General features: G+C 65.5%; 20 protein-coding genes. 11 read left to right on the plus strand and 9 right to left on the minus strand.

The features are described 5' to 3' along the window. Positions 1-90: 90 nt before the first annotated feature. Both AB3X98_RS17000 and ilvD read right to left on the minus strand, forming a co-directional pair. Positions 91-1146 carry a DUF535 family protein gene (locus AB3X98_RS17000; RefSeq protein ID WP_342947195.1) on the minus strand — a complete coding sequence of 352 codons (1056 nt, stop codon included), beginning with the start codon at positions 1144-1146 and terminating at the stop codon, positions 91-93. 488 nt (positions 1147-1634) lie between these two features. Further along, on the minus strand, positions 1635-3494 hold the full coding sequence (gene ilvD, locus AB3X98_RS17005) for a dihydroxy-acid dehydratase (protein ID WP_368602109.1): 1860 nt from the start codon (positions 3492-3494) through the stop codon (positions 1635-1637). Positions 3495-3778: 284 nt separating this feature from the next. Between ilvD and AB3X98_RS17010 the strand changes: the two genes are divergently transcribed. Further along, positions 3779-5167 carry an alkaline phosphatase family protein gene (locus tag AB3X98_RS17010; RefSeq protein WP_368602108.1) on the plus strand — a complete coding sequence of 463 codons (1389 nt, stop codon included), beginning with the start codon at positions 3779-3781 and terminating at the stop codon, positions 5165-5167. Between the two features lie 25 nt (positions 5168-5192). On the opposite strand, the gene AB3X98_RS17015 is transcribed toward AB3X98_RS17010, so the two are convergent. From AB3X98_RS17015 to nirB, 4 genes are all read right to left on the minus strand, one after another. Beyond that, complete coding sequence (locus AB3X98_RS17015; RefSeq protein WP_368602107.1) at positions 5193-5423, minus strand: hypothetical protein; 231 nt, start codon at positions 5421-5423, stop codon at positions 5193-5195. Then, positions 5420-9616 (minus strand): molybdopterin-dependent oxidoreductase, encoded by a 4197-nt coding sequence (locus AB3X98_RS17020; protein WP_368602106.1) that lies wholly within the window; start codon positions 9614-9616, stop codon positions 5420-5422. Before AB3X98_RS17020 ends, AB3X98_RS17015 begins: the two co-directional genes overlap by 4 nt. 84 nt (positions 9617-9700) lie before the next feature. Beyond that, positions 9701-10048 carry a nitrite reductase small subunit NirD gene (gene nirD, locus AB3X98_RS17025; RefSeq protein ID WP_069266789.1) on the minus strand — a complete coding sequence of 116 codons (348 nt, stop codon included), beginning with the start codon at positions 10046-10048 and terminating at the stop codon, positions 9701-9703. A 29-nt stretch (positions 10049-10077) separates the two neighbouring features. Further along, positions 10078-12669, minus strand: a complete 2592-nt coding sequence (gene nirB / locus AB3X98_RS17030; protein WP_368602333.1) for a nitrite reductase large subunit NirB — start codon at positions 12667-12669, stop codon at positions 10078-10080. A gap of 611 nt (positions 12670-13280) precedes the next feature. Between nirB and cobA the strand changes: the two genes are divergently transcribed. Continuing rightward, the gene (cobA, locus tag AB3X98_RS17035; RefSeq protein ID WP_368602332.1) at positions 13281-14075 is read left to right on the plus strand and encodes a uroporphyrinogen-III C-methyltransferase; all 795 of its coding nucleotides are present in this window, start codon (positions 13281-13283) and stop codon (positions 14073-14075) included. Positions 14076-14131: 56 nt separating this feature from the next. Here the strand turns inward: cobA and AB3X98_RS17040 are convergent, their stop codons facing one another. Next, positions 14132-15526 carry an MFS transporter gene (locus AB3X98_RS17040; RefSeq protein WP_069266790.1) on the minus strand — a complete coding sequence of 465 codons (1395 nt, stop codon included), beginning with the start codon at positions 15524-15526 and terminating at the stop codon, positions 14132-14134. Positions 15527-15549: 23 nt separating this feature from the next. Further along, complete coding sequence (locus AB3X98_RS17045) at positions 15550-16284, minus strand: type IV pili methyl-accepting chemotaxis transducer N-terminal domain-containing protein (protein WP_368602105.1); 735 nt, start codon at positions 16282-16284, stop codon at positions 15550-15552. A gap of 497 nt (positions 16285-16781) precedes the next feature. On the opposite strand from AB3X98_RS17045, the gene AB3X98_RS17050 reads away from it, so the two are divergent. From AB3X98_RS17050 to AB3X98_RS17080, 7 genes are all read left to right on the plus strand, one after another. Beyond that, positions 16782-17150, plus strand: a complete 369-nt coding sequence (locus AB3X98_RS17050) for a hypothetical protein (RefSeq protein ID WP_368602104.1) — start codon at positions 16782-16784, stop codon at positions 17148-17150. Between the two features lie 342 nt (positions 17151-17492). Next, positions 17493-18599: an AI-2E family transporter gene (locus tag AB3X98_RS17055; protein WP_342950051.1), complete on the plus strand. Its 1107-nt coding sequence runs from the start codon at positions 17493-17495 to the stop codon at positions 18597-18599. A gap of 64 nt (positions 18600-18663) precedes the next feature. Next, the gene (locus AB3X98_RS17060; protein WP_368602331.1) at positions 18664-20193 is read left to right on the plus strand and encodes a TolC family protein; all 1530 of its coding nucleotides are present in this window, start codon (positions 18664-18666) and stop codon (positions 20191-20193) included. Then, positions 20190-21308, plus strand: a complete 1119-nt coding sequence (locus AB3X98_RS17065) for an HlyD family secretion protein (RefSeq protein WP_368602103.1) — start codon at positions 20190-20192, stop codon at positions 21306-21308. The genes AB3X98_RS17060 and AB3X98_RS17065 overlap by 4 nt, the downstream gene beginning before the upstream one ends. A gap of 9 nt (positions 21309-21317) precedes the next feature. After that, complete coding sequence (locus AB3X98_RS17070; protein WP_368602102.1) at positions 21318-22364, plus strand: DUF2955 domain-containing protein; 1047 nt, start codon at positions 21318-21320, stop codon at positions 22362-22364. After that, positions 22361-22519: a hypothetical protein gene (locus AB3X98_RS17075; protein ID WP_368602101.1), complete on the plus strand. Its 159-nt coding sequence runs from the start codon at positions 22361-22363 to the stop codon at positions 22517-22519. Before AB3X98_RS17070 ends, AB3X98_RS17075 begins: the two co-directional genes overlap by 4 nt. A gap of 122 nt (positions 22520-22641) precedes the next feature. After that, on the plus strand, positions 22642-23574 hold the full coding sequence (locus AB3X98_RS17080) for a hypothetical protein (RefSeq protein WP_368602330.1): 933 nt from the start codon (positions 22642-22644) through the stop codon (positions 23572-23574). 260 nt (positions 23575-23834) lie between these two features. On the opposite strand, the gene AB3X98_RS17085 is transcribed toward AB3X98_RS17080, so the two are convergent. After that, the gene (locus AB3X98_RS17085; protein WP_069266797.1) at positions 23835-24611 is read right to left on the minus strand and encodes an NAD(P)H-dependent oxidoreductase; all 777 of its coding nucleotides are present in this window, start codon (positions 24609-24611) and stop codon (positions 23835-23837) included. 84 nt (positions 24612-24695) lie between these two features. On the opposite strand from AB3X98_RS17085, the gene AB3X98_RS17090 reads away from it, so the two are divergent. Continuing rightward, positions 24696-25592, plus strand: a complete 897-nt coding sequence (locus AB3X98_RS17090) for a LysR family transcriptional regulator (protein ID WP_368602100.1) — start codon at positions 24696-24698, stop codon at positions 25590-25592. 613 nt (positions 25593-26205) lie between these two features. Beyond that, the gene (locus tag AB3X98_RS17095) at positions 26206-26823 is read left to right on the plus strand and encodes a LysE family translocator (RefSeq protein WP_368602099.1); all 618 of its coding nucleotides are present in this window, start codon (positions 26206-26208) and stop codon (positions 26821-26823) included. Positions 26824-26980: the final 157 nt, after the last annotated feature.

Below are 26980 nucleotides of genomic sequence, written 5' to 3' on the forward strand. Positions count from 1 at the left end.
GCGCGGGGGACGTGCCACCAAACGAATCGAGCCTCCCACACTACTGTGGGAGGCTCGATTTTTTTGCCCGGTTGATTGTGACGGCCGATATCAGGCGGCGAGTTTTTGCTCGACTGGCCGATCGTCCCGCGTCGGATCGCTCTCTCCGAGAGCAGGGCCCGGCTCCAGGTCGCAACGATCGGTTGCCAGAGCCACAGCAAGATCCAGCAGTTGCTTGTTCGAATCTGGATGACCCAGATGCGGCGGCATGACCTCTTCAATCAGGCCAGCATCCATCGCCCGAGGGATCTGCGCGAGTAAATCTGCAATCAGCGTCTGTCGCCTGCGGAATGCAGCACGCCGGTTCGACGGAACCTCGCTGACGTCGCGGTGATGCAGGCGAAGCGGCAGTACATACCGCCCATTGCGTTCGACGCCACCCAATTCCTGCCAGAAGCCATCATAGTCCGCGTGTATCTGAGCCCGCCTGGAGTCGGTAACGTGCGTCTTCTTCGTCACGCCAGTCAGCACGTCCACCCCTGCCATCCTGGACAATTCGCAGACAGCCTCCATGACAGCAGCCTTGGGCCGCAATCCATGGCATTCGCGCGTGGCCTCGCGCACCCGCTCCCTGGCCGCGCCGGAAGGTCCTTGCAGGCCGCCGATAAGCGCCCCGATTTTCCCCGCTTCGGCGTGCCACTCGAAACTGATTGTCGCCCACGCAAGATCGACGCGATCGACCACGTCGCGCCAGGCGACGCTCAGCAACCCTTCGCGCCAACAACGTACCGGCTCGCTCACGACGATGGCGTACCTTCCGCTCGACGCCAAGGTCACGTCTTCCGAATTCAGGTAGAGGCTGCGCACCAGATCGTCGCCGAAGCGTTCCCGTACGACCCGAAAATGTCCGCACAGTAGCTCGGCACGCGCGCAGGCACGCATGTCCGCCTGGACGAAGCGGCGAAAGGGGCGTTCAAGATAGCGACGATTACGGACGACAATCTCGGCAAGCAGGGAGTTTGCCGCCAGCGCACTCAACCAGACGCGAGCTGCAAACGGATGAAGCAGTGCGTACATGAGCACGCGCCCCTTCCGGAACAGGGCATCGGGACGTCTCCCAGGAATAGCCCTGGACAAGAGTTGGAAAAACTCGGGAATCGGTGTCATTGACCGCGATCCGTTTTCGTGAATGGCTCAAACGCGGAGGCAACCGATGCAGCCGTGACGGCGTTGCGATTTGCGCCCGATGATGATCCGAATGCTGGAGGGTGGAATGTGCTGCGCAGATACATCGCAGTCCTTAGAAAAAATTGCCTCACTCACCGATCTTCGATACACGGGACGTCACGGAACAGTAACAGTCATTCGACGACCGGTACGAACGCTCTTGCGAGGATTCGACCAGCCGTCGAGGTCATGAAACATATCACAGTATTACGAAGCGTTACAGAATTTTTCAAACGAGGGCACGATCGGTAAGTTTTCCGTAAACGTTATGAAAACTTCAGGCAAACGTACGGTCCAGTCCCGGGCTTGACCGAACCTCGGCGCCCTGGCCCTTTCCCGCGAATCCGTGATGCGCCAGCCAAAAAAAACCGCTCCGAGGAGCGGCTTTACTGATCTGCCGATCGACGGGCGCGAAGCCCGTTGCAATCTCAATCATCCAGCAGCGAAAGATCGCGCACGGCGCCCTTGTCTGCCGACATCACGAGCTTGGCGTAGGCCTTCAGCGCCGCCGACACCTTGCGCGGACGCGCCTTCGCCGGCTTCCAGCCCTTGGCGTTCTGCTCTTCGCGGCGGCGCGCGAGTTCGTCGTCCGAGACCAGCACGTTGATCGTGCGGTTCGGAATGTCGATGCGGATCTTGTCGCCGTCGCGCACGAGGCCGATCGCGCCGCCTGCCGCCGCTTCCGGCGAGCAATGGCCGATCGAGAGGCCCGAAGTGCCGCCCGAGAAGCGACCGTCGGTCAGCAGTGCGCACGCCTTGCCGAGGCCCTTCGACTTGATGTAGCTCGTCGGGTAGAGCATTTCCTGCATGCCGGGGCCGCCCTTCGGCCCTTCATAGCGCACGATCACCACGTCGCCGGCCTTGACCTTGTCGGCGAGGATGTTTTCCACCGCTTCGTCCTGCGATTCGGTCACGTGAGCCGTGCCTTCGAACACGAGGATGCTGTCGTCCACGCCCGCGGTCTTCACCACGCAGCCGTCGAGCGCGATGTTGCCGGTCAGCACGGCGAGGCCGCCTTCCTTCGAGAACGCGTGCTCGTACGAGCGGATGCAGCCTTCGGCGCGGTCCGAGTCGAGGCTCGCCCAGCGCGTGTTCTGGCTGAATGCGACCTGCGACGGAACGCCGGCCGGGCCAGCCATGTAGAACGTCTTGACCGCCTCGTCCTGGGTGCGCGTGATATCCCATTGCGCGAGCGCGTCGCCGAGCGTCGGCGTGTGCACGGTCGGCACGTCGGTGTGCAGCTTGCCGGCGCGCTCGAGTTCGCCCAGGATCGCCATGATGCCGCCGGCGCGGTGCACGTCTTCGATGTGGTACTTATTCGTGTTCGGCGCGACCTTGCAGAGCTGCGGCACGACGCGCGAAAGGCGGTCGATGTCGGCCATGCCGAAATCGATGCCCGCTTCCTGCGCAATGGCCAGCAAGTGGAGGATGGTGTTGGTCGAGCCGCCCATGGCGATGTCGAGCGTCATGGCGTTTTCGAACGCCTTGAAGCCCACCGAGCGCGGCAGCACGCGCTCGTCTTCCTGCTCGTAGTACTGGCGCGCGAGTTCGACGATGCGGCGGCCGGCGCGCTTGAAGAGCTGTTCGCGGTCCGCGTGCGTGGCGACCACGGTGCCGTTGCCCGGCAGCGAGAGGCCCAGCGCCTCGGTCAGGCAGTTCATCGAGTTGGCCGTGAACATGCCCGAGCACGAACCGCAGGTCGGGCAGGCCGAGCGCTCGACTTCGGCCACTTCGGCGTCGGAGTATTTGGTGTCGGCCGCGATCACCATGGCGTCGATCAGGTCGAGCTTCTTGACTTCGATGGCCTTCGTGACCGGGTTCGCGAGGCGCGTCTTGCCCGCTTCCATCGGACCGCCCGAGACGAAGATCACGGGGATGTTCAGGCGCATGGCGGCCATGAGCATGCCCGGGGTGATCTTGTCGCAGTTCGAGATGCAGACCATGGCGTCGGCGCAGTGCGCGTTGACCATGTATTCGACCGAATCCGCGATGATGTCGCGGCTCGGCAGCGAATACAGCATGCCGTCGTGGCCCATGGCGATACCGTCATCGACGGCAATCGTGTTGAATTCCTTGGCCACGCCGCCCGCGGCTTCGATTTCGCGCGCAACGAGCTGGCCGAGGTCTTTCAGGTGCACGTGGCCGGGAACGAACTGGGTGAACGAGTTGACGACCGCGATGATCGGCTTGGCGAAGTCCTCGTCTTTCATGCCGGTGGCGCGCCAGAGGGAGCGCGCACCTGCCATGTTGCGGCCGGCGGTGGAGGTTTTGGAACGGTATGCGGGCATTGTGGCTGTAGAAGAAAAATCGCAGAAAGGAAGCGGGCCACGGGATTGAGGGCCCCACGCACGCCCTTGCGAACAACCTCTTGAGCTGCGCTCTGGGCAGAACTCGTCATTATCCCACAGGGATGGGCGCCCCGCTGGATCGGCCGGCGGCGGTCGCGGGGTGCAGCCGGTACGCCCGAAGGCACCCCCGAGGCGTCGGCCGTTTTCTCAGGGTTGCCGAACCTTGCCGAATCCACCCGCCTGCACCACTATTCTTCGTCAAACCCGCGTGACGGAGAGAGCCCATGTCCCTGCAGAACATCAAGCACGTCGTTGTCGTGATGTTCGAGAACCGATCGTTCGACACAATGCTTGGCGGCTTGTACACGAACGGCAGCAGCCCCACCCGTTTCCTGCCCGCGGCCAGCGCGGAACGGCCATTCGATGGGCTCACGATGGGCCTGAGCAACCCGACGAAGGCCGGCGGCACCATCGCCGCCACCATGCCGGCCTCGACGGCCACGCTGCCCGACCCCGATCCGCAGGAAACGTTCGCGAACGTGCGCGTGCAACTGCTCGGCAACGCGGCAGGCGCGGCGCCCATGTCGGGCTTCGTGCAAGACTACGAAACGACCGCGACGACGGACGCGAGCCAGGTCATGCAGTGCCACAGCCCGGATCAGCTGAAGGTGCTCTCGACGCTCGCGCGCGAATACGCCGTCTGCGACGCCTGGTTCGCTCCCGTGCCGAGCCAGACCTGGCCGAACCGCGCCTTCGCCCACGCGGGCACGTCGAACGGCCACGTCGACAACGGTGCGCCGCCCGACCCGTTCGACTGGCAAGTGCGCACCATCTTCAACGTGCTGGGCGACATGGGCACGAGCTGGGCCGTGTATAGCGCCGCCCTAGTCGCGCCGTCGCTCACGCTCACCATGTTCCCAACGTTATGGGATGCGAAATATAAGGCCAACTTCCAGCGCTTCAGCAACTTCGTCTCCGACTGCGAGAACAACACGCTGCCGCAGTATTCGTTCATCGAGCCGCGCTTTCTGCTCGACCCCAACGACCAGCACCCGCCACACGACGTCTATGCGGGCGAGAGCTTTCTCTACGACATCTGGCACGCGTTGAGCACGTCGCCCGCATGGCCCGAAACGCTGCTGGTGATCACCTACGACGAGCACGGGGGCACCTACGACCACGTGCTGCCGCCCGCCAACGCCGTAGCGCCCGATGCCGCGAGCAATCCCGGCGACCAGAACTTCGCCTTCGACAGCTTCGGCGTACGCGTGCCGGCGGTCGTGGTGTCGCCGTATATCGCACCGGGCACCGTGTTCCGCTCACCGGGCGCCATACCCTACGACCACACGTCGATTCTCGCCACACTGCGCGACTGGCTCGGCATCGCGCCCGCCGACATGCTCGCGAGTCAGCGCGTGGCCGCCGCGCCCACGCTCGCTCCGCTGCTCACGCTGGACACGCCGCGCAGCGACCTGCCGGCCATCGCCGCGCCGCCCGCTTCCGGATTCATCGCCACCAATCTCGCCCGCCCGCTCAACGACCTGCAAAAGAGTCTCGTGAGCGGCACGGCGCGGCGTTCGGGGCTCGATCCGGCAGCCACGCTCGGGACGATGTCGACGCGCCAGCACGCCGTGGACTTCTTCCACAACCTGCTCTCGTCCGACCAACCCTGAGCAGACGAGAGAACCAAAAGCCGCCTCAGGCTTCGCCCAGGCCTTCCTGTGAAATCGTCGCGAGCAGCACGTCCGAAAACGCGTTGGCGGCGAGCGTGCTCGATGCCCGCAGCCGCTTGAGCAGCGCGACGGTGCGCTGTGGCAACGCCGGCGTGACCGGCAGCGTGACGAGCCCGCGATGCTCGCGCAGCACCGCCGAAGGCAGCAGCGTGGCGAGCGTGCAGCGCCGGTCCGAAGCCGCGCCGCGCCCCTTCAATAGACGTCGCGCAGGTAACGCTTGTCCCGCCCGAGTGCGCTGACGTAGTCGTGCGCGGCCTCGGCGCTCATGCCGCCATGGCCCGCCACCACCTCCCTGAGCGCCGTATCCACGTCCTTCGCCATGCGGCTCGCATCGCCGCACACGTAGAGGTGCGCCCCTTCCTGCAGCCACGCCCATAGCTGCGCGCCCTGCTCGCGCATGCGGTCCTGCACGTAGACCTTCTCGCTCTGGTCGCGCGAAAACGCGAGGTCGAGCCGGTCGAGGTGGCCGTCCTTGCGCATTTGCTCGAGTTCGTCGCGGTAGTAGAAGTCGGTGGCTGCGTGCTGCTCGCCGAAGAAGAGCCAGTTGCGGCCCGTGTCGCCGCGCGCCTGCCGCTCGTGCAGGAAGGCGCGGAAGGGAGCGACGCCCGTGCCCGGACCGACCATGATCATCGGCGCGTCGCCGTTGCGCGGTGGCCGGAAATGCGTGCTCTTCTGCACGAACACCGGGACGCTGCCCTCCTGCGCGCGGTCCGCGAGGAAGGTCGAGGCCACGCCCTTGCGTTCGCGGCGGCCGTTGTCGTAGCGCACGGCCGAAACGGTCAGATGCACTTCGCCGGCATGGGCTTTCGGGCTCGACGAAATCGAATAGAGCCGCGGCTGCAGGCGCTTGAGCATGCCGAGCAGTTCGGGCGCGCTCATGTCGACGGGATATTCGTGGAGCACGTCGGCGAGCTGCTGGCCCCACAGCCAGTTGCGCAGATCGCCCTTGCGTGAATCGTCGAGCATCTCGGCGAGGCCCCGCGAGCGCGTGCGCGCCGCAATGAACGCGAGCGCATCGGGGCTCGGGCGCGCGATCTCGTAGTACTTGCCGAGCGCCTCGCCGAGGCGCATCTCGCCGTGGCCGCTCACGGCGACGGGCGTGTCCGCGGCGAGGCGCGTGAGGTCCAGCAACTCTTCGACAAGCGCGGGACAGTTGGTGGGCCACACGCCGAGCGCGTCGCCCGCTTCGTAGTCGAGGCCCGCCTCGCCCGTTGCGAGCGAGAAGTAGCGCGTGTCCTTCGTCGCGCCCTTCATGTTCAGGCGCACGTTCTTCAGCAGCTTCGAGGCGGCCGGGCGTGCCTTCGTCGCCGCGCAGCCTGGCAGCACCTCGGGAATCGAACCGTCGGCGGGCACCGCGTGCAGCGCCGCGTCCTCCTGCTTGATGCGCACGACAATGCGCTCGAGCCAGGCGTCGGCGGCGCTCTGGTATTCGCTGTCGCAATCCACGCGCTCCATGAGACGCGTGGCGCCCAGCGCTTCGAGGCGCGCGTCGAGCTTGCGCCCGTGGCCGCAGAACGCGTCGTAGTTGCGGTCGCCGAAGGCGAGCACGGAAAAACGCAGCGAGCCGAGGCGCGGCGCGTCGTGCGCCGCGAGCGCGTTCCAGAAGGCCGCACCGTTGTCGGGCGCGTCGCCGTCGCCGAACGTGCTCGTCATCAGGAGGACGTATTGCGCCCTGGCGAGGTTCGCGAGCGGGTAATCGGCCATGCAGGCCGTGCGAATCTCGAAGCCCGACTCCATTAGCTGCGTCGCGTATTGCTCGACGAGCGATTCGACGTTGCCCGTCTGCGAGGCCCACAGCAGCACGACCTTGGGGCGCGTATGGGCGATGCGCACGCCATGCGGCTTTTCTTCCGGTGCACCCGGCACGGCGAGCGCAGCCGTGCGCGCGACAGGCTCGCCGCGGCTGAAGAGGCCCGCCAGCAGTCCGTCCAGCCACACGCGTGTGTCGGCGGGAAACGGCGCGTGCGCGGGCAGCATGGGCACGCCAACGGGCTCGGCCGCCCGCAACGCGCGCAGGCCGCCGACAAAGCCCGCGAGATACTCGCGTTGCGCGTCGTCCAGCTGCGGCGCAGCGACGTCGTCGAGACCGAGTAGCGTCGAAAAGGCATCGATACGGGACATGTCGAGTTCCTGAGACGGGTGGGCGGTTTTCGGCGCGCTGGCGTCGAACGCGCCCGACGCAACGGCGGCATCGGTGCCATCCGGTACGCGCGCGGTCTCGCGCGGCGCGGATGGCGGGCCGACGCGCGAGAGCGCGACCGCGCAGAATTTCAATTCGGGCTGCTGGGAAATCGGGTCGATCGCGTCGCTCGTGACCGCGTTCACGCAAAGCTCCTCGCCATACACGTCGTTCCAGTGCATCGGCGCGAAGCAGTTGCCGGGACGCACACGCTCGGTCACCACGGCGGGCAACACCACGCGGCCGCGGCGCGAGCGCACTTCCACGCGGTCCTTCGCGGCAATGCCGAGCGCGGCGGCATCCTCGGGATGAATCTCGACGAACGGGCCCGGGTTGAGCTTGTTGAGCATCGGCACCTTGCCGGTCTTCGTCATGGTGTGCCACTGGTGCTGCAGGCGACCCGTGTTGAATACGACCGGGAACGTGCCATCGGGCAGTTCGGCAGGCGCAACATGCGGACGCGCGAAGAACACGCCCTTGCCGTGCGGCGTGGCGAATGCGATGCGAGGGCGCGTGCCGTCGACGTTTTCCCTGAGCGGTTGGCTCACGCCGTCGTTCACATAGCGCAGCGGGTTGCGATCGCTCGCGGCATCCGGCGCGATGGGCCATTGCAGCGGCGTTTCGCGCAATTTCGCGTGGCTCGCGCCGCGCAGGTCGTAGCCCGTCTTCGGGTTCGCGAAGCGCGTGATTTCGTCGAACACCTCGGCAGCGCTCGCGTAGCTGAACGCCTGCGCAAAACCCATCGCGCAGGCTACGCGCGCGATGATCTGCCAGTCGGGCAGCGCCTCGCCCGGCGGCTCGACGGCCTGCTGCATGAGCGTCATGTTGCGCTCGGAGTTGATCATCACGCCCTCGGCCTCGGCCCAGAGCGCGCCGGGCAGCAGCACGTCGGCGTACTGATTCGTTTCGGTGTCCAGAAAAGCGTCCTGGGCGATCACTAGTTCGGCGGCCCTCAGGCCCGCTACCACCGTTTGGCGGTTCGCAACGCTCGCCACCGGGTTCGTGCAGATGATCCAGCACGCCTTGATCTCGCCCGCGGCCATGCGCGAGAACATGTCGACCGTGCCGCCACCCACTTTCACGGGCAGCGTGCCGGGCGCCACGCCCCACGCCGCTTCGACGAACGCGCGGTCTTCTTGCGCGAGCACCGTGCGCTGACCGGGCAAGCCGGGTCCCATGTAGCCCATCTCGCGCCCGCCCATGGCGTTGGGCTGCCCCGTAAGCGAGAACGGACCGCTGCCGGGGCGGCAAATCTTGCCCGTCGCGAGATGCAGGTTGCAGATCGCGTTCGTGCTCCACGTGCCGTGCGTGCTCTGGTTCAGGCCCATGGTCCAGCAGCTCATCCACTCGGGCGCCTCGCCAATCATCTGCGCAGCGCGGCGAATGTCGTCGACGGCGAGACCCGTGATTTCGGCGACCTTTTCCGGCGTGTAGTCGTCGAGGAACGCGGGCATCGCGTCCCATCCTTCGGTGTGCTGTGCAATGAAGTCCGCATCGGTGTGGCCGTTCCTGTGCAGCAGGTGCAGCAGGCCATTGAGCAGCGCGAGATCGGTGCCCGACGCGATCTGCAGGAACAGCGACGCCTTCTCGGCGGTCGCCGTGCGGCGCGGGTCCACGACGATGAGCTTCGCGCCCGCCTTCACGCGCTCCATCATGCGCAGGAACAGGATCGGATGACAGTCCGCCATGTTTGCGCCGATCACGAAGAAGAGGTCGGCGCGGTCGAAGTCCTGATAGGAACCCGGCGGCCCGTCCGCGCCGAGCGAGAGCTTGTAGCCGCTGCCCGCGCTCGCCATGCACAGGCGCGAGTTCGACTCGATGTTGTTGGTGCGCACGAAGCCTTTGGCGAGCTTGTTCACGAGGTACTGCGCCTCGATCGACATCTGCCCGGAAACGTAGAACGAGAGCGCGTCGGGGCCGTGCACGTCGAGCGTCGAGCGCAGCCGGCGCGCCGTATCGGCGATCGCCTGCGCGAGCGGCAGCGGCACCGGGTCCTCGTCGCGGGCGTGGCGCACGAAGGCACGCTCGAGGCGCCCCGACTTGCGCAGCGCCACGTGCGCCGACGAACCCTTCGTGCAGAGGCGGCCGAAGTTGGTCGGATGCTCGGCGTCGCCAGAAATCTTCGCGACCTGGCCGTCCTCGACGTGCAGGACCATCCCGCAGCCTACGCCGCAGTACGGGCAAACGCTCTTTACGCTCTCGCTGCTCATCCGGTCGATCGATATCAGCTTGAAACAGATTCGGGGCGCACCGCGCATCCTGCGCGCCGCGCGTTTGTCATTTCATTCGGGCAATCAGGCGGCAATCCAAACCTGACCGTTTTCCACGCGGGCGGGGAACGCATTGACCGAATGCTGCGGCGCTTCGATGCACTCGCCAGTGGACAGATCGAAGTGATGCTTGTAGATGGGCGAGGCCACCACGACGCGCTCGCCAAAGCTGCCCACGAGCCCGCGGGAGAGCACGGCCGCGTGCGAGTTCGGATCGTAGTTGCCGATGGCGTACACGCGCGCGTCGCCGTCGTCGACATGAAACACGGCGACCTGCTCGCCTTTAACGAGCGCACACACGCCGGTGTTCGGCACGATGTCGTCGAGCGTGCAGACGGGAACCCAGTTGCCTTGACTATGTTCGTTGCTCATTTCGTACTCCTCGGTTCGATGAAAGGGAATCAGACGGCTTCGACGACGACGGGAATGCCGGACAGCGCCTCATGTCGCTTGTATTGCGCCGCCGCTTGCGGGAGCTGCGTGCGCTCCTCGGGCGTAGCCGGACGAATCTGGCCGCGCTCTTCGATGAAGGTGACGTGCTGATCACCCGCATCGCTATTGACGAAGTGGCGGAAGCGGCGACGCGTTTCAGGATCGGTCACGGCCTTCTTCCATTCGCATTCGTAGGTGTCCACCACGAGCTGCATTTCCGCTTCGAGTTCGGCGCCAAGGCCCAGCTTGTCGTGCACGACCACGTCGATCAGATAGTCGAGGCCGCCTTCGAGGTTGTCGCGCCACACGCTCGTGCGCTGCAGGCGGTCGGCCGTGCGCACGTAGAACATGAGGAAACGATCGACGTAGCGCACCAGGGTAGCCTGATCGAGATCGGCGGCGAGCAGTTCCGCGTGGCGCGGCTTCATGCCGCCGTTGCCGCACACGTAGAGGTTCCAGCCCTTCTCGGTGGCGATGATGCCGACGTCCTTGCCTTGCGCCTCCGCGCATTCGCGCGTGCAGCCCGAGACGCCGAACTTGATCTTGTGCGGCGCGCGTAGACCCTTGTAGCGGTTCTCGAGTTCGATCGCGAAGCCCACCGAGTCGCCCACGCCGTAGCGGCACCACGTCGAGCCCACGCACGACTTCACGGTGCGCAGGGCCTTGCCGTATGCGTGCCCCGATTCGAAGCCGGCGGCGATCAGTTCTTCCCAGACGAAAGGCAACTGCTCGACGCGCGCACCAAAGAGGTCCACGCGCTGGCCGCCAGTGATCTTCGTGTACAGGCCGTACTTCTTCGCCACCTGACCCACGGCGATGAGGCCTTCCGGCGTGACCTCGCCGCCCGGCATGCGCGGCACCACCGAATACGTGCCGTCGCGCTGAATGTTGGCGAGGTAGTAATCGTTCGAATCCTGCAGGCTCGCGTGCTCCTTCTTCAGCACGAATTCGTTCCAGCAGGACGCCAGAATCCCGGCCACGGCCGGCTTGCAGATATCGCAGCCCAGCCCTTTGCCATGCTTCGCGAGCAGTTCGCCGAAGGTCTTGATGCCTTCCACGCGCACGAGGTGATACAGCTCCTGGCGCGAATAGTGGAAGTGCTCGCAAAGGTGATTATTGACGGCGAGCCCCTGGCGCTTCATCTCCGACTTCATGATCTGCGTCACGAGCGGCACGCAGCCGCCGCACGACGTGCCGGCGTTGCACGCCCCCTTCACCGCGGCGATGGTCGTCGCGCCTTCCTGCACGGCCGCGCAGATTTGCGCCTTCGACACGTTGTTGCACGAGCAGATCTGTGCGGCGTCGGGCAGCGCTTCCACGCCGATCGCGGGCTTGGCCTTGCCGTCGGCCTGCGGCAGGATCATGAATTCGGGCGACTCGGGCACCTCGATGCCGTTGAGCATCATCTGCAGCAGCGTGCCGTATTCGCTCGCGTCGCCCACCATCACCGCGCCGAGCAGCTTCTTGCCGCAATCGGACACGACGATCTTCTTGTAGACCTGGCGGCGCTCGTCGGCGTAGCGGTAGGAACGGCTGCCGGGCGTCTTGCCGTGCGCGTCGCCGATGCTCGCCACGTCCACGCCCATCAGCTTGAGCTTGGTGCTCATGTCGGCGCCCGCGAAGCTCGACGCCTCGCCCGTCAGCGCCCTGGCGGCGATGCGCGCCATGTCGTAACCGGGGGCGACGAGGCCGAAGATCTGCCCCTGCCAGAGGGCACATTCGCCGATGGCGTAGATGTTCGCGTCGCTCGTACGGCACTGGTCGTCGATCACGATGCCGCCGCGCGCGCCGATTTCGAGGCCGCAGGCGCGGGCGATTTCATCGCGCGGGCGAATGCCGGCCGAAAACACGATCATGTCGGCATCGAGGTGCGTGCCGTCGGCGAACTGCATGCGGTTGGCGGCCGTTGCGCCGTCTACCGTTTTGCCATCCACGATCGCCAGCGTGTTCTTCTGCGTGTGCACGCTCACGCCGAGTTCTTCGATCTTGCCGCGCAGCATGCGGCCGCCGTCGTCGTCCACCTGCACCGCCATCAGGCGCGGCGCGAATTCCACCACGTGCGTCTCGAGGCCCAGGTCGCGCAGGGCCTTTGCGCATTCGAGACCGAGCAGACCGCCGCCCACCACTACACCCGACTTCGCGCTCGCGCCGCGAGCCTGCATCGCTTCGAGATCGTCAATGGTTCGGTAGACGAAGCAATCGGCACGATCGTTGCCCGCAATGGGCGGCACGAACGCCGAGGAGCCGGTGGCCAGCACGAGCTTGTCATACGAAAGCGTCTCGCCGTTGGACACCTCGATGGTGTGCGCTTCGCGATCGATCGACACCGCCTTCGCGTTCAGCACGAGACGCACATTCTCGCGATCGAAGAAGCCGGGCGCTACGAGCGAGAGATCGTCCGCCGACTTGCCTGCGAAGAATTCGGAGAGGTGCACGCGGTCGTACGCGGGGCGCGGTTCCTCGCAGAGCACGGTCACGCGCGCGTTGGGCGCGCCGTCCGCAAGGATGCACTCGAGGAATTTGTGGCCCACCATGCCATGGCCGACGACGACGATCTCCATCGCGGCCGAGCTGTTCACTTCGTTCGTTGCTTGCACCATGCTGGCCCCTGCCAATAAAAAAGGCGTCCCGCGATTCCAGCTTGCGCGAAGCCAGATTCGGGGGACGCCGTTGTCCTGAATACGAAACCCTTGTGCGCCGCGCTACTGCTTGCGGCCGAATCCTCATTGATTCGCGTGGCACTTGCTGCGAAGCAATACGCAAGCACTGTGCCAATCTGCGCGCATTCCGTCCAAACGCCCCGTCCGGCGGAGTTCGGCGGCTGGTGAGCGGGGCGTCCGCCACAACGCCCGCGCGCGCATCGTGATGCAGGCCAGCACAAGATTGGTGCCCTGCAGCACATTGACTGTGCGCCCTGGGCGTGCAGGTTGCGGCGTTGTCGATTTTGGCCGGCGCCCACGGACGGGCGGCGCGAGCGCGCGTAAATTGGTCTGGAACTTGCGTGCGCCCGAGCGCCCGGCAACGTTGCCGGGCATGCAACCTGAGGCCGCGCTTCGCGCCTCGACTCGAACACACCGGACAATGGCGTCCCCTCGTCGCAAGCGGCGAGCGGACGCCATTTGTCTTATGGCGCTGCCCGTGCGGTGCGCCAATACAAAGGAAGACGACGATGATGACGGGCAACGAAGGCAAGGTCACGCTGGTGAGCGCAGGTCCGGGCGATCTCGACCTGCTCACCCTGAAGGCGGCGAAGGTGCTCGCGAGCGCCGACGTCGTGCTGCTCGACGATCTCGCGAATCCGGAAATCGTCACGTTCGCGCCGCAGGCCCGCGTGATCCGCGTGGGCAAGCGCGGCGGCTGCCGGTCCACGCCACAGGCCTTCATCGAGCGGCTGATGCAGCGCTACGCGCGCCGCGGCTTGCACGTAGTGCGGGCGAAAGGCGGCGACGCGCTGCTGTTCGGCCGCGCAGGGGAAGAACTCGCGGCGCTGCGCCGGGCGGGCGTGAGGGTGGAAATCGTGAACGGGGTGTCCTCGGCGTTCGCGGCAGCGGCGGGACTCGGCGTGTCGCTCACGCATCGCGATCATTGCCAGGGCGTGATCTTCGTGACTGCGCACCTGCGCGACCACAGCGAACCGGACTGGCAGGCGCTCGCCGCGACGGGCATGACGCTCGCCATCTATATGGGCATGAGCCGCATCGAGTCCCTGTGCGCAACGCTCGTGGGCGCGCTGCCCACAACAACGCCCGCCGCCGTCGTGCAGTGGGCGGGCAGCGCGAACGAGCGGCGCGTCACGGGCACGCTCGGCACGATCGCAGCGCATGCTCGTGCAGCAGGCCTCGGCAGCCCCGCCATCATCCTCGTCGGCCACGCGATTGGCGAGGCGGCTTCGTTCGCCATTTCGCCTGCGTCGTTCGGCGTGCATTCGCACGCATCGAGTATCGAAGAGCTGCGTCGACGCGCGTAAACGCGTTGGCGGCCCGTCGCTCACGCGCGGGCCGCATCCTGCTAACGACCCAGTTCTCAGTTGCTTGCGCTCGCCTGGGCGCCCTGCACGACGGCCTGGGCCATCGCCGGCTCCTGGGGCAGCGCCCATTCGAGCCAGCGTGCGCGATGCAGCACCACGAGTCCGAATGCGGCCGCCGCGATCAGGCCGAACGTCGCGAAGCCCATCTGGTAGCTGCCGGTGCTCTCCTTGGCGATGCCCATGATGACCGGCAGATAGAAGCCGCCGATTCCCCCCGCCGCGCCGATGATGCCCGACATCAGCCCGGTGCGGCCCTGCCAGCGGCGCGGGACGAGCTGGAACGTCGCGCCGTTGCCGAGACCGAAGCACACGTAGGTGAAGGCGAGCAGCGCAATGCCCGCGGCGAACGGCGGCATCCACAGCGCGAATGCGAAGTCGCACACCGAGATCGCGGCAAGCAGCACCACGAGTGCGCGCACGCCCGAAATGCGATCCGCGATCAGGCCGCCGAGCGGGCGCACCATCGCACCGGTCAGCGCGAGCAGCGACATCATCACGCCGGCTTCGAGCTTGGGCACCTGGTAGAGCGAAATCAGCAGCGTCGAGACATAGGACGACATGCCGACGAAGCCGCCGAACGTGATGCTGTACACGAGCATCACGACCCATGTGTCGCCTTCGGTCAGTACCGCGCGATAGTGGCGCGGCAACACGGCGATGGCGAGCAGCGCGCCGAGCACCGGCAGCAGCAGAACACCGGTCTTGCCCGCGCCGAACAAGCCTGCATGCACGGCAAGCACGAGCGCGATCAACCCGGCGAGCGTGATGCCGAACGAGCGCAACGCCTGCGGCGCGCTGCCGGACTTCTGGCCGAGATCGCGAGCCCAGAAGATCACTGCCGTCGCGGCGAGCGCGAGCAGCGGGAGCGCCGCGCCCGTGGCGCGCGCCCATCCATAGTGGCTCGCGAGGCCCGGGAAGAGGAAGCCGTCGAGCACGGCGCCAATATTGCCGGCCGCGGCGAGGCCGAGCACGAGGCCCTGCACCTTCGGCGGATAGTTGCTGCCCGCCATGGGCAGCGCCACGGCGAAGCTCGCGCCGCCCACGCCGAGCAGCACACCGAGCACGAGCAGCAAGGTATAGGACGGCGTGCCCGGCATCATCAGCAGCACGGCGGCGGGAATGGCGGAAAGCGCGATGCCCATCAGCGCGACACGGCGGCCGTCGTAGGCCTGATAGAGATTGCCGAGCGTCACGCGCAGAATCGCCGCGCCGAGCACCGGCACGGCCACGAGCAGGCCCAGTTCGCCCGGCGTCATCGCAATGTCCTTCTGGATGAACGGCGCGAGCGGGCCGAACATCACCCACACCGTGAAGCCGGTGTCGAAGTACAGGAAGCACGCGACGAGCGCGCGCCAGTTACCGCTCTTGAGCGAACTTACCAGGTCTTTCACGAGGTTCTCCCCAATAGTGGATCTCAACCCGCAAGGCGGGCATGCATCCGTTGATTTCGGAATCCAGAATGTCTTTCGGGCGCGCTATTGTGCGTTTCGGGCTTGCCGACCACGCCCTGCACGAGCCTGTCCATTTCGCCGATTACGTGCGCGAGTTCCGCCGTGATCACCGCGAATTCGCGGCCGAACTGGCCGGCGCGAGCGGCAGCCACCCGTGCATTGAGCGCGACGATGTTCGCGCGCAGTGAAATGGCAGCGAGTTCGTCGACAATGCCGGCCTGGCGCTTCGCCGCGGCGGCTTCCACGCTACGCAGTTCGTCCTGGTACGCCTGGGTCAGCGCTTGCAACAGTTCGAGCAGCGGCGTGGCGGCAGCGGTGAGTTCCGTCACGGCTGCCTCGCACCCGCTATCGGCCGCTGCGAATTGGACTGAGCGCTCGAGGCACGCGCAGGCGTGTGCAGCGAGTTGCATGAACGCGCGAATACGCTCGTCGGCCTTGCGCGCGCCGAAGTAGAGTTCGCGCAATGCCGTCGAGAACACGCCGGGAAAATGATCGTCACCGTCTACTAGCCGCGTGTGCGAAGCCGCGAACGTGTCGAGGCAGTCGCGCGCGACGACGAGCGCGGCCGTGTCGCCGCGCGAGCCGAGCAGCGCATGCAGGACCACGCGCTGCGAGAGCATGCGCTGGCGCCCGGCCAGATTGATGAGTTCGCCGACGATTTCCGCAGAGATGTCAGGTATCGGTTCCCGCATGGTCATCTTTAGTTGTCCAAATCGCATCGCCAGGTGTTTGTCGGAACCACGGCGTTTGTGCGACGCGCATAAAAAAAGCGTCCCGAAGCGCACCCGCCACGCACGCTGTGCCGTGGAGTGCCGCTTCGGGACGCCGTTGCCCCGCACGATCGAATGATCCCGCGCACCGCGGGACGATGATGCAATTCATTGGAGCCGTCATTGGCTCCGGTAGCGACAAAGCAATAGGTATGCCACCCGCCCCACATGCAAACCGCGCGCCCCGCATAACGCCCGGCTGGCGCGGGTTTCACGGCCCACGCAGCGCGCGTAGCTCGCGAAATGGCGACCGACTGCGCGCCACCAATCGTGTGCTTCAGGTGACTGCTGCTGGTGCACTGCAACGAAGCCCCGCACCATCGCCGGGCACTATCTTGCCCTCCGGCGCTACCGCACTACTCTGTAAACATGGATGGGTGGGCCGCGCCAGCGCTCATGCGCAACGCCGGCCTGGGAGGTGCATCATGAAGGCAACCGCAATCGCCCTCACGCTCGCATGGGGCGCCGTCAGCCTTGGAGGGCTCGTTATCTCGTCTGCGGCGAGCGCCGCGAATCAAGCGACGATTGCTATCGTCTCCGGCACTTACGGCAGCAACTGCGGCGCGCCACACGGCAATGTCACGCGCGATCTCGCCGCGCACTGTGACGGTTTGCGAACCTGCAGCTATCCGGTGTCGATGGTCGCCGCGCAGTCAGACGGCTGTCGCAATGACTATCTCGCCGAGTGGCGCTGCGGCGGTCATGAATTCCACAACGCCGCACTGGCTCCCGGTGCGGGCGACGGCGATCGGCTCATTCTCAGTTGCGAGCCTTCGAGTGGTCCGGGGCATTGAGGCCTGCAAACGAGAATCAGAAGCAGAAACGCAACCCGCGCATGACGCCATTTTCAGCGCACTGCTAACCACTTTTTTCGCCGGTCCAAAGCGGGCCGCGCGTTCATTGTCCCTTTTCAGTGCGTGTAATAGACTCAATTCGACGACGCGCTCCGCACAACTCACAGGCGACTGCAAACATCGTACAGTCTTGCTCCCTGTCACGGGGTCATGCCAGGAAGGAGCGCAACGTCGGCGGACAGTTTCTCGTACTACCTGGAATTCCGGCGGGCCTCGCCGGAACGCGATAGGAGCCTGGGCGCGTCTGGATTGCACGCCCGGGTCAGCGAGGAGACACAAACGATGCTGCTGCCCACTAGATCAACGCCGAAGGCGCAGTCCCGGGATTTGCTCGATGTCCTGATTCGCGCCGCGCTCATTGCCGTCCTGGCGATGTTCTGCTTTCGCATCTTCGCCCCGTTCCTCGACCTCATGGTGTGGTCCGTGATTCTCGCGGTCACGCTCTATCCGCTGCAAACGAAGCTGCAGCGCAGCTTCCCTCACAAGGATGGACTCATCGCCACGCTCATCATTCTGTTGGCGTTCGCCGTGATCCTCGCACCCACCTGGCTGCTCGGTGTCGCCGTCGCCGATTCGATCGAACATGCCATGAGCGTCGCGAAGGGGGGCACGTTTCATATCCCGCCTCCCGCCGACTCGATCGCTCACTGGCCAATCGTCGGTCAGCGCGTATACGACTTCTGGATGCAGGCGTCGACCGACATCGCCGGTCTCGTGCAGCGGTTCGCGCCGCAACTGAAGGCGGCTGGCCTTGCGCTGCTCGGCACGATCACCGGGCTTGGCGCCGCGCTGCTGATTTTCTTCGTAGCCCTGATCGTTGCAGGCATTCTCATGGCCCACGGCGAGTCGGGCTATCGCAGTACGGTGCAGATCGCGTCGCGCGTTTCCGGCCCGGAAAACGGCCCGCAAATCGCCGACCTTTGCACTGCCACGATTCGCGCCGTCGCCCAGGGCGTGGTGGGCATCGCGTTCATCCAGATGGTGTTGATCGGCGTCGGCTTTATCGTGATGGGCATTCCCGGCGCAGGCCTGCTCGCGCTGGCCGTGCTGCTGATCGGCATCATGCAGCTGCCCGCCACCCTGATTACCGTGCCCGTCATTATCTTCGTGATCATGACGCAGGGCGTGAGCACGGCAACCATCGTCTTCGCCGTTTACGAGTTCGTCGCCGGTCTCGCCGACAATGTACTCAAGCCGCTGCTGCTTGGCCGCGGCGTGGCCGTGCCGATGCCCGTGGTGCTGATCGGCGCCATTGGCGGCATGGTCACGGGCGGCGTAGTCGGCCTTTTCATCGGCCCGGTGATGCTCGCCGTCGGCTATCAACTGTTCTGGCGCTGGGTGAAAGACCAGCCGCAAGCCGAGCACGCACGAGAAGAACAGCAGGCTTGAGCCGCGAGGCCGCCCTGTGATCCTCTGCGAGCGCCCTTACTGGCTCCCGCTCGGCGCCTGCTGCCTGAGCACGCTATTGGGCGCGTGCATGCGCGTGGGCCCCGATTTTCAGCCGCAACGCGAAAGCTGGAGCGAACACTGGAGCAGCGCGTCGATCGAGCAGGTCACGTCGATCGCGGCACAAGCCGACGCGCAACCCGACGCGCGGCAATGGTGGCGTGTATTCGGAGACGAAAATCTCGAACAGCTGATTGCCGCGGCCGACGCGAACAACGGCGACCTGAAGATCGCCGCCTTGCGCGTGATCGAGGCGCGCGCCCAACTCGGCATCGCGCTCGCAGGGCGTTACCCGCAGGTGCAGCAGGCCAACGCCGATGTGCTAGCCTCGGCGCGCAAACGCCACGACGGTTTCGACCCGCGTTCGGGTGCGTACTTTCAGTACGGTCTTGGCTTCAGCATCGGCTGGGAGCTGGACTTCTGGGGGCGCTTCAGCCGCGCGATCGAATCGGCCGATGCCTCGTTCTTCGCCGCCCGGGACAACCGCGAGGACGCGCTCGTGCTCGTTCACGCGCAGGTCGCGGACACCTATTTCACGCTGCGCACGACCGAAGCGCGCCTGCGCATTGCGCGCGAAAACGCGCAACTGCAAAAGCGCAGCTACGAGATCACGCAAAAGCTCTTCAAGAGCGGCGAAACCGATGAGCTCGATCTCGAGCAGGCGAAAACCCAGTATCTCGGCACGCTGAGCAGCGTTCCCGTGTTCGAAAGCCAGATCGCGGTGGCGCGTCACGCGCTTAGCGTGCTACTCGGGCGCCCCCCCGGCCCGCTGCCGGAGCTCGACGTGCAGCCGGCCAAGGCAGGCTTCGTCCCGCTCGTCGACCGTGCGGTGCTGCAGGACGTGCCCGCGAAGCTGTTGCTGCGCCGGCCGGACGTGCGCGCCGCGGAGCAGCAGATGGCCGCGCAGTCGGCGTTGATCGGCGTGGCGAAGGCCGACCTGTATCCGTCCATTTCGCTCGTTGGCTCACTCGCCTGGAGCGCCAGTTCGCTTGCGGGCGCGCCGAGCACGCTTGGCGTGGCGGGCGGGCCGAGCATTACATGGAACCTGTTCGATCACGGCCTCATCACGAACAACGTGCGCGTGCAGGACGCCCGTCTGCAGCAATTGATCGTCGCGTATCAGGACACCGTGCGCGACGCGGCGCGCGAAGCCGACGACGCCGCAACGGCGCTGAACGCGGCGCTGCAGCGCGACACGATCCTGCACGACGCGCAAGGCGCGGCGCAGCGCTCGCTCACGCTCGCCAATACGATCTATCGCGAAGGGTACTCGGACTTCCAGCGCGTGCTCGACGCGCAGCGCGCACTCTCCGCGCAGCAAGACGCGTTCGTCGTCAATCGCGGCAACGCCGTGAGCAGCCTGATTGCGCTGTACAAGGCCGTGGACGGCGGCTGGGATCTCGATCAGCCGCTCATCGATCCCGCGACTCGCGCCCAGATGCAGCGACGCACGGACTGGGGCGACCTGCTCGACGAACCGGCGTCGCCCGCTGCCGCGCAGGGTGCCGGCAACCGACAGGGCGGTCCGACACGATGAGCAGCGCGTCCGAACCTTCGAACCCGCGCGAGACGCAGCCGGCTTCCGACCCCTCCGGCAAGGCGCTCAAGTGGATTGTCATCCTGATTGTCGTCAGCCTGATCTGGTATCTGCTTGCCGATCGCTTCACGCCTTATACGCAGCAGGCGCGCATCGCTGCCTACGTCGTGCCCGTTGCGGCTGAAGTGTCGGGACGCGTGACGCGCGTGCTCGTGCACAACAACCAGGAGGTCAACGCAGGCGACGTGCTGTTCGAAATCGACAGCGAGCAATACCGTATTGCCGCCGACCGCGCGCGCGCCGACCTCGAATCGACGCGGCGGCAAATCGGCGCGAGCACGGCAGGCGTCGAGTCGGCGCAAGCCTCATTGCGCGCGGCGCTCGCCAACGAGGTCAAGGCGCGCCAGGACAGCGACCGGCTCGAACGGCTGTACCGCGAAGACGAGGGCACGGTCTCGCTGCGGCGGCTCGAAGTGGCGCGCGCGACGCACGAGCAGGCGCAAAGCCAGGTCGAAGCGGCCCGGGCCGAAGTCGAACGCGCACGCGAACAGCAAGGCGGCAACGAAGCGGAGAACGCCCAGTTGCGCAGCGCGGCGGGCGCGCTCGAAAAGGCCGAACTCGATCTCGCCAACACGCGTATTCGCGCGCGCCCGGCCGGCGTCATCACCGACCTGCGCACGGAAGTCGGCCAGTTCGCGGCCGCGGGCAATCCGGTCATGACGCTGATTGCCATTCACGATGTCTGGGTCAGCGCGGACATGACGGAGAACAATCTGGGCCGGCTCCATGCGGGCACGCCCGTCGCCATCGCGCTGGACGCGCTGCCGGGCGAAGTGTTCGCCGGACGCATCCGCAGCATCGGCTATGGCGTGAGCGTGGGACAGAGCACGCCGCCCGGCACCCTGCCGACCGTGCAGAATAGCCGCGATTGGCTGCGGCCCGCGCAACGCTTTCCCGTGATCGTCGAGTTCGACAGCGACGAGCGCGTACGGCTGCGCAACGTTCGCGTGGGCGGGCAGGCCGAAGTGATGGCGTTTCCGAGCGCCGGCAACCCGCTCAATCCGCTCGGCCGCGTGTTCCTGCGCGCGATGAGCTGGCTCTCCTACGTCTACTGAGGGGCGCCCATGCAAACGAGCCCATCGCTTCCCGGCCGCCGCGCGCTACGCGTGGCCTCCGGCACGGCGCTCACGCTTGCCGTCAGCTTCGCGCTCGACTTTCCGATTCCGGTGATCGCGCCGGTGCTCGCCGTCTTTCTGCTGGTGACGCAGAACCGGCCGCTTTCGCTCAAGGCGGCGCTCGTTCTCGCCGTAGTCGTTGCGCTCACGACGGGCAGCGGCCTGCTGCTCGTCCCCGTTCTGCGCTATTACGCGTTCGGGGGCGTGTTGCTCGTCGGCCTCTGTCTCTTCCTGGCGTTCCGCGCCGGCCTGCGTGGCGGCAACAATCTCGTGGCGACATTCCTCGCGGCAGGCCTCACGATGATCAGCGCGGCAGGCGTGGCCGACCAGCAACTCGCGGCCACGGTGGTCGGCGCGCTCGTAAAGGGACTGCTACTCGCGGTGCTCGTCTCGGTCCTGAGTCACGCGCTCTTTCCCGAGCCCGGCGCCGCGGGTGCGGGCGCCAAACCCGCCGCGCGCGTCATGCCGCCGGACGCAGCGTCGCGCATCGCCTTGCAGGCCGCGCTCGTGGTCATGCCCGCCTGGCTGCTGGCGATGAACGACCCCGCGAGCTACATGCCGATCATCATGAAGTCCGTGAGCCTCGGCAGGCAAACCTGCACCACGTCGGCACGCGGCGCAGCGCGCGAACTGCTCGGCTCCACGGCGCTCGGCGGACTGCTCGCCGTCGCGTTCTGGTTTGCGCTCAGGCTCTTCGTGAATATCTGGATGTTCTATCTCTGGATGCTGCTGTTCGGTCTGCTCGTGGCGCGCAAGCTATATCGCATCCGCCCTACGCGTTACTCGTCCGGCTTCTGGCTGAACAGTCTCGTCACCATGATCATTCTGCTGGGTCAGTCGGTCGAGGACAGCGTGGCGGGCAAGGACGTGTTCCGCGCATTTGCCGTGCGCATGGCGCTCTTTCTCGCCGTCACCGCTTACGCGTGTCTGATGCTGCAGATAGTCGAGCGTTTCGCACGGCGCGGTGCAACCGCACTCAAGAGGAATACGCCATGAACGATGCGTCAACGAGCGCGGACCATGCCCCGAACGCACGCGAAATCCTGCTGAAATCGGGCCGGCGCCTGCTTCTGGGCGGGCTGCTACTGCGCGGACTGGTCGGCGTGAAGGCGGCCTCACACCATGCGCAATCGCGTGTGAGAAGGCTCTAAGCGAATTCGAGCAGGTGTAATCAGACCCAATCGGGCATCGGGACCCGGCAGGATCGAACATGACGAACACCACCGTCCGTTGGCTGCAACTGCGCATCGCGCTAGTGAAGACTGGCGTGGCGATGCTCGCCGCAGTGTTGCCGTGGCATGCGCACGCGCAGAACGTACCGGGCCAGCTGTCGAACCAGACCGTGATAGGCGGCAACATCAAGCAGCATGCGGACGCCGTGCTGTCCATCATGACCTACACCACGGTGCCGGACGTCACCACCAGCTCGCTTTCGATCAACAACGGCACCACCGGCAACCCGGGCTTCGGGCAAACACAGCTAGGCGGTGGTTTCACGCTGAGCCGGTCGTTTCCGTTGTACATGGAAGGCACGATCGCCTATAGCCGCTACGACCCGACGTTCATCGCGACCGACGGAACCGAGACACGCGCTGTGCCCACCAGGTGGAATACCTTCAGCGGCACGGTGGGGCTTGGCTGGGACTTCCGCATCACCAACGAACTCGTGTTTCGCCCGATCATAAACGGCACGATTGGCCGTGTTTCCAGCGATCTGCGAATCGGACAAACGCTGTTCAACCATGTCACGGACAGCAATCTCCAGTTCCTCAATAACGGCTATCTGGACGCGTATGGCTACGGCGGCTCGCTCATGCTCGACTATGAGCACTACCGAGAAAACTACGAAATCGATGCAGAACTACGCGCGACCGATATCTACCTGCGCAGCTTCGGCGGGAGTTCTGAAGCCGTTCAAGGTTCTGCGATGGCACAGCAAGTGAGCCTCTGGACGCGCTGGCGCGCGCCGACGGGTTGGCACGCGCTCGACAAGCCGGTGCGCTACGTGCTGGAGTTCGCCTACTCGCATTACTTCGGCGACAGCGCCGGGGTGCTCGGCTTCAACGAACTCACTTCGCTGGGCGTGGGGCTGGAACTCGACAGCAGCGCGCATCCCGTCATCATTACCCGAACGCGGGCGATGGTCCGCTATGTGTTTGGCCACAACGTGCGCGGCGTGTCGTTCGGGCTGGCGGTCAGCTTTTAGGAATTCGAACGATGGATGCGTGAGGTAAATTACGATGAGTCCGAGAGGTGAGCGTCAACTACATTCAACGGCAGGTTCCGCATCGAGGCGTCTCGCGCTCGCGGGCGTTTGGGCCTGTCTGCCGCCACTGGCGGGATGCCCTACTACGCGGCGCCACCGGGCACCGTGGTCATGACGCCCGCCAGCTACGACCGGCGCATGGGGCGCCAGGGGATCGTTTTCCGATTGAACGCGGGGCCCGCGAACGCCGCCCCACCCGCTTACGCAACGTGCGCGGCAAACCCCGTGCGTTCCGGCGCAACGTCCTCACGCAGCGTGAGTGCCGGAATATCATACGCACCGCCATTTTGCTTGCGGAAAGCGATCGGTTCGGTCTGCGCCAGCGCATCCAGGCGAGCGCCGAGCGCGTCGCGTGTTTGCGCATAGCGCTCCTCGTCCATGCGCCCCGTGCGATACACGAGAAACGGCGGCAGCACGTCGTAGCCCGGGTAATAGAGCACGCCATGATGGATCGGGAACAGAATGTCGTCGATCGGGCCGTTCACGCCCCGGGGCCCGTAGTGCGACGCCCAGCCGCCCATCGTCACGACGAGCATCGCGCGCTTGCCGGCCAGCGTTCCTTCGCCGTAGCGGTCGCCCCAGCGCACGTCGGAGTGCTCGCCCACGCCATAAGCGAAGCCGTACGCGAAAACACGCTCCACCCAGCCCTTGAGGATGGCAGGCATGGAGAACCACCAGAGCGGAAATTGCAGGATGAGCGTATCGGCCCACACGAGTTTGGCCTGCTCCTGCGCGATGTCCCCGGTCTGGAGGCCGTTCTCGAAAGCGTGCTTCGAATCGAGCGACGGATCAAACGGCGTGTCGCTCCGGCGTTCGACGCTGTCCTGAGCGTCGAGCGCCGCTTTCCAGTTCATGGCATAGAGGTCGGACACCTGAACGGCGTGCCCCGCCGCCTCGAGACGCCGCACGGTGAAATCTCTGAGCGCGCCGTTGAGCGACTTCGGCTCGGGATGCGCATAGACGAGCAGGATATTCATGGGGAGGGCTCCGTGATGTGGTACGAACCCAGCTTAGTTGCCCGGCTGCTATAGTGAAAATGAATAACGAGAATACCAGCCATTATGTCCGCTAATTTACGCAGCCTCGACCTCAACCTGCTCGTCACGCTCGACGTGCTGCTCGCCGAGCACAACGTCACGCGCGCGGCGCGGCGCCTGAACTTCTCGCAACCGTCGGTTAGCGTGCATCTCGCGCGGCTGCGCGAGATATTGGGCGATCCACTGCTGCTGCCAGGCCCACGCGGCATGCAGCCTACGGCACGCGCGCTCGCCTTGCGCGAACCCCTGCGCGAGGCACTCGAGTCGCTCGAGCGCGCCATTGCGCCCGAGAGCCCGTTCGATCCCGCCAGCGCCCACGATACCTGGTGCGTGGCCGCGAGCGACTATGGCGAGTCCACCATCGCGTTGCCGGCGCTGCGCGGCTTGCGCGAGGCCGCGCCGCATACGCGCCTTGCCGTGGTGGAACTCGCGCCGGCGCGCGTCGCGAAGCAGGCGGCGCAGGGCGAAATCGATCTGGCCTTCCATACCACCAGCGACGCACCCGAGAACCTGCGCCGACGCGCGCTCTTCACCGAGCGCTACGTGCTCGCGGGCCGCGCGGACCATCCGCGCCTCAAGCGCCGTCCGGGCGTCAAGCAGTTCTGCGCACTGGAGCACGTCATCGTCTCGCCCGATGGCGGCGGATTTCGCGGCATCACCGACGAAACGCTTTCACAAGCCGGACTCACGCGGCGCGTCGTGCTCTCCGTTCCGCACTTCCTCTTTGTCATTTCCGTACTCGAACGCAGCGACCTGGTAGCGATGCTGCCGTGGCGGCTCGTGCGCGCAAGCACGGCACTGCGCGTGGTCGAACCGCCTGTCGAGGTACCCGGCTACGAAATGTGCATGCTCTGGCACGAGCGCTCGCATCGCGACCCCGCGCATCGCTGGCTGCGCGAGCAAATCGCCCTCGCTGTTTAACTGCGTAAGACGGACAGACGCCGAAGAGAACAACACGATGTCACCCAGTCGCGCACGCCGGCGCCTGAAAAGCCGGTGCGCGATATCGCTAGCAAACCTGTCGCGTAGGCGCTCGCGTCAGCCAGCATGTCAATGGCATCGGCGAGTCATCCGCTGGAGCCAGGGGACATTGTCACGACTGCAAGATAAGGAAGCCTTAAGAATCATTCCCTAAGCTCGCCACAGGGAATTCATAAGTCGAAGCGCATTCTGCGCCGTCCCATAGGGCTACACACTTCCCTGGTCGGGCAAGGGTGAACTCGCAGGAACTGATGAATGAGCCATGTAGATGCGAGCAGACCGGCAACGCTGGCGCGCATTGCGCGCGCATCCGCACCGGCTAGTCGTGAAAGGAAATGGAAAGGCAGGATTCACGTATGTCGGTTCAGGTCGTATGGGCACGGGCTGGACGGCGAACCGCACTTTCAATGCGTTGAATGCGGCGTGTTTATGGTGCGTGGCGTCCTGTATGGCCCAGATTGACTCCCCTTGATGTTCCGCAGCCCATGCGGCCAACAGCGGGCAGTCGTGAATTGCTTCAGAATACTGGCTGGCCAATTCACTGAGGCTACAAATGGTTAATTCGTCTGCTATTGCGACAGTCTTTTCCGTCTATGCGGCAGCTGTCGTCATACCTGGGCCGAACTTCGTCGCAATCACTCAGAAGGCGGTAGCCGGCAGACGCTCCGACGCGCTCGCGCTTGTCGCCGGGATCGTGACGGTGAATCTGTTCTGGGCGACTTGCGCCATTCTTGGTATCGGCATGGTGTTCGCTATTTTCCCGTGGCTCGCTGTCGGTATCAGGCTTGCTGGCGCGGCCTATCTGATCGGGTTCGGTGTGCGGCTCATTGTGTCGGCACGGGCAACCCCCTCCGAAACACGTCACCCAACGAAGGTGCCCCTGTTTCGTGCCGCGTTCCTGCAAGGTATCGCGACAAATATCGCGAACCCGAAGTCCATCGCCTTTTATGCGGCGGTGTTTTCCTCAGCGGTGCCCACGCACGTTCCCATGCCGACGTTTTTCGCGATGCTTGCTACCGTCGGTGCAACAGCGACGTGCTGGTACGGAGCAGTCGCGCTCGTCCTATCGCACGCGGCGATTGCGACGGCGTATCGACGCGCGAAGTCATGGATCGACCTCACATGTGGTGGGCTCATGATTGCGTTGGGAATCCGGCAGGCATTTCGGTAAGCGAAGAGATGAAGTCGTTGGTCCGCAAGGGCGGGTGTTTCTTTTCTGAGAGCGAGCAGCAAGCAAGACAGCAGGGCGCCCTCTGGCGCCTTCGCAGGCGGCCCCAATACCGTGCAATAGCGGTTACTCAAGAGGTGAAGCGCTACAAAGGTCGCGG

The organism is Paraburkholderia sp. BR14312, assembly GCF_040948675.1.
Taxonomy (GTDB): domain Bacteria; phylum Pseudomonadota; class Gammaproteobacteria; order Burkholderiales; family Burkholderiaceae; genus Paraburkholderia; species Paraburkholderia nodosa_A.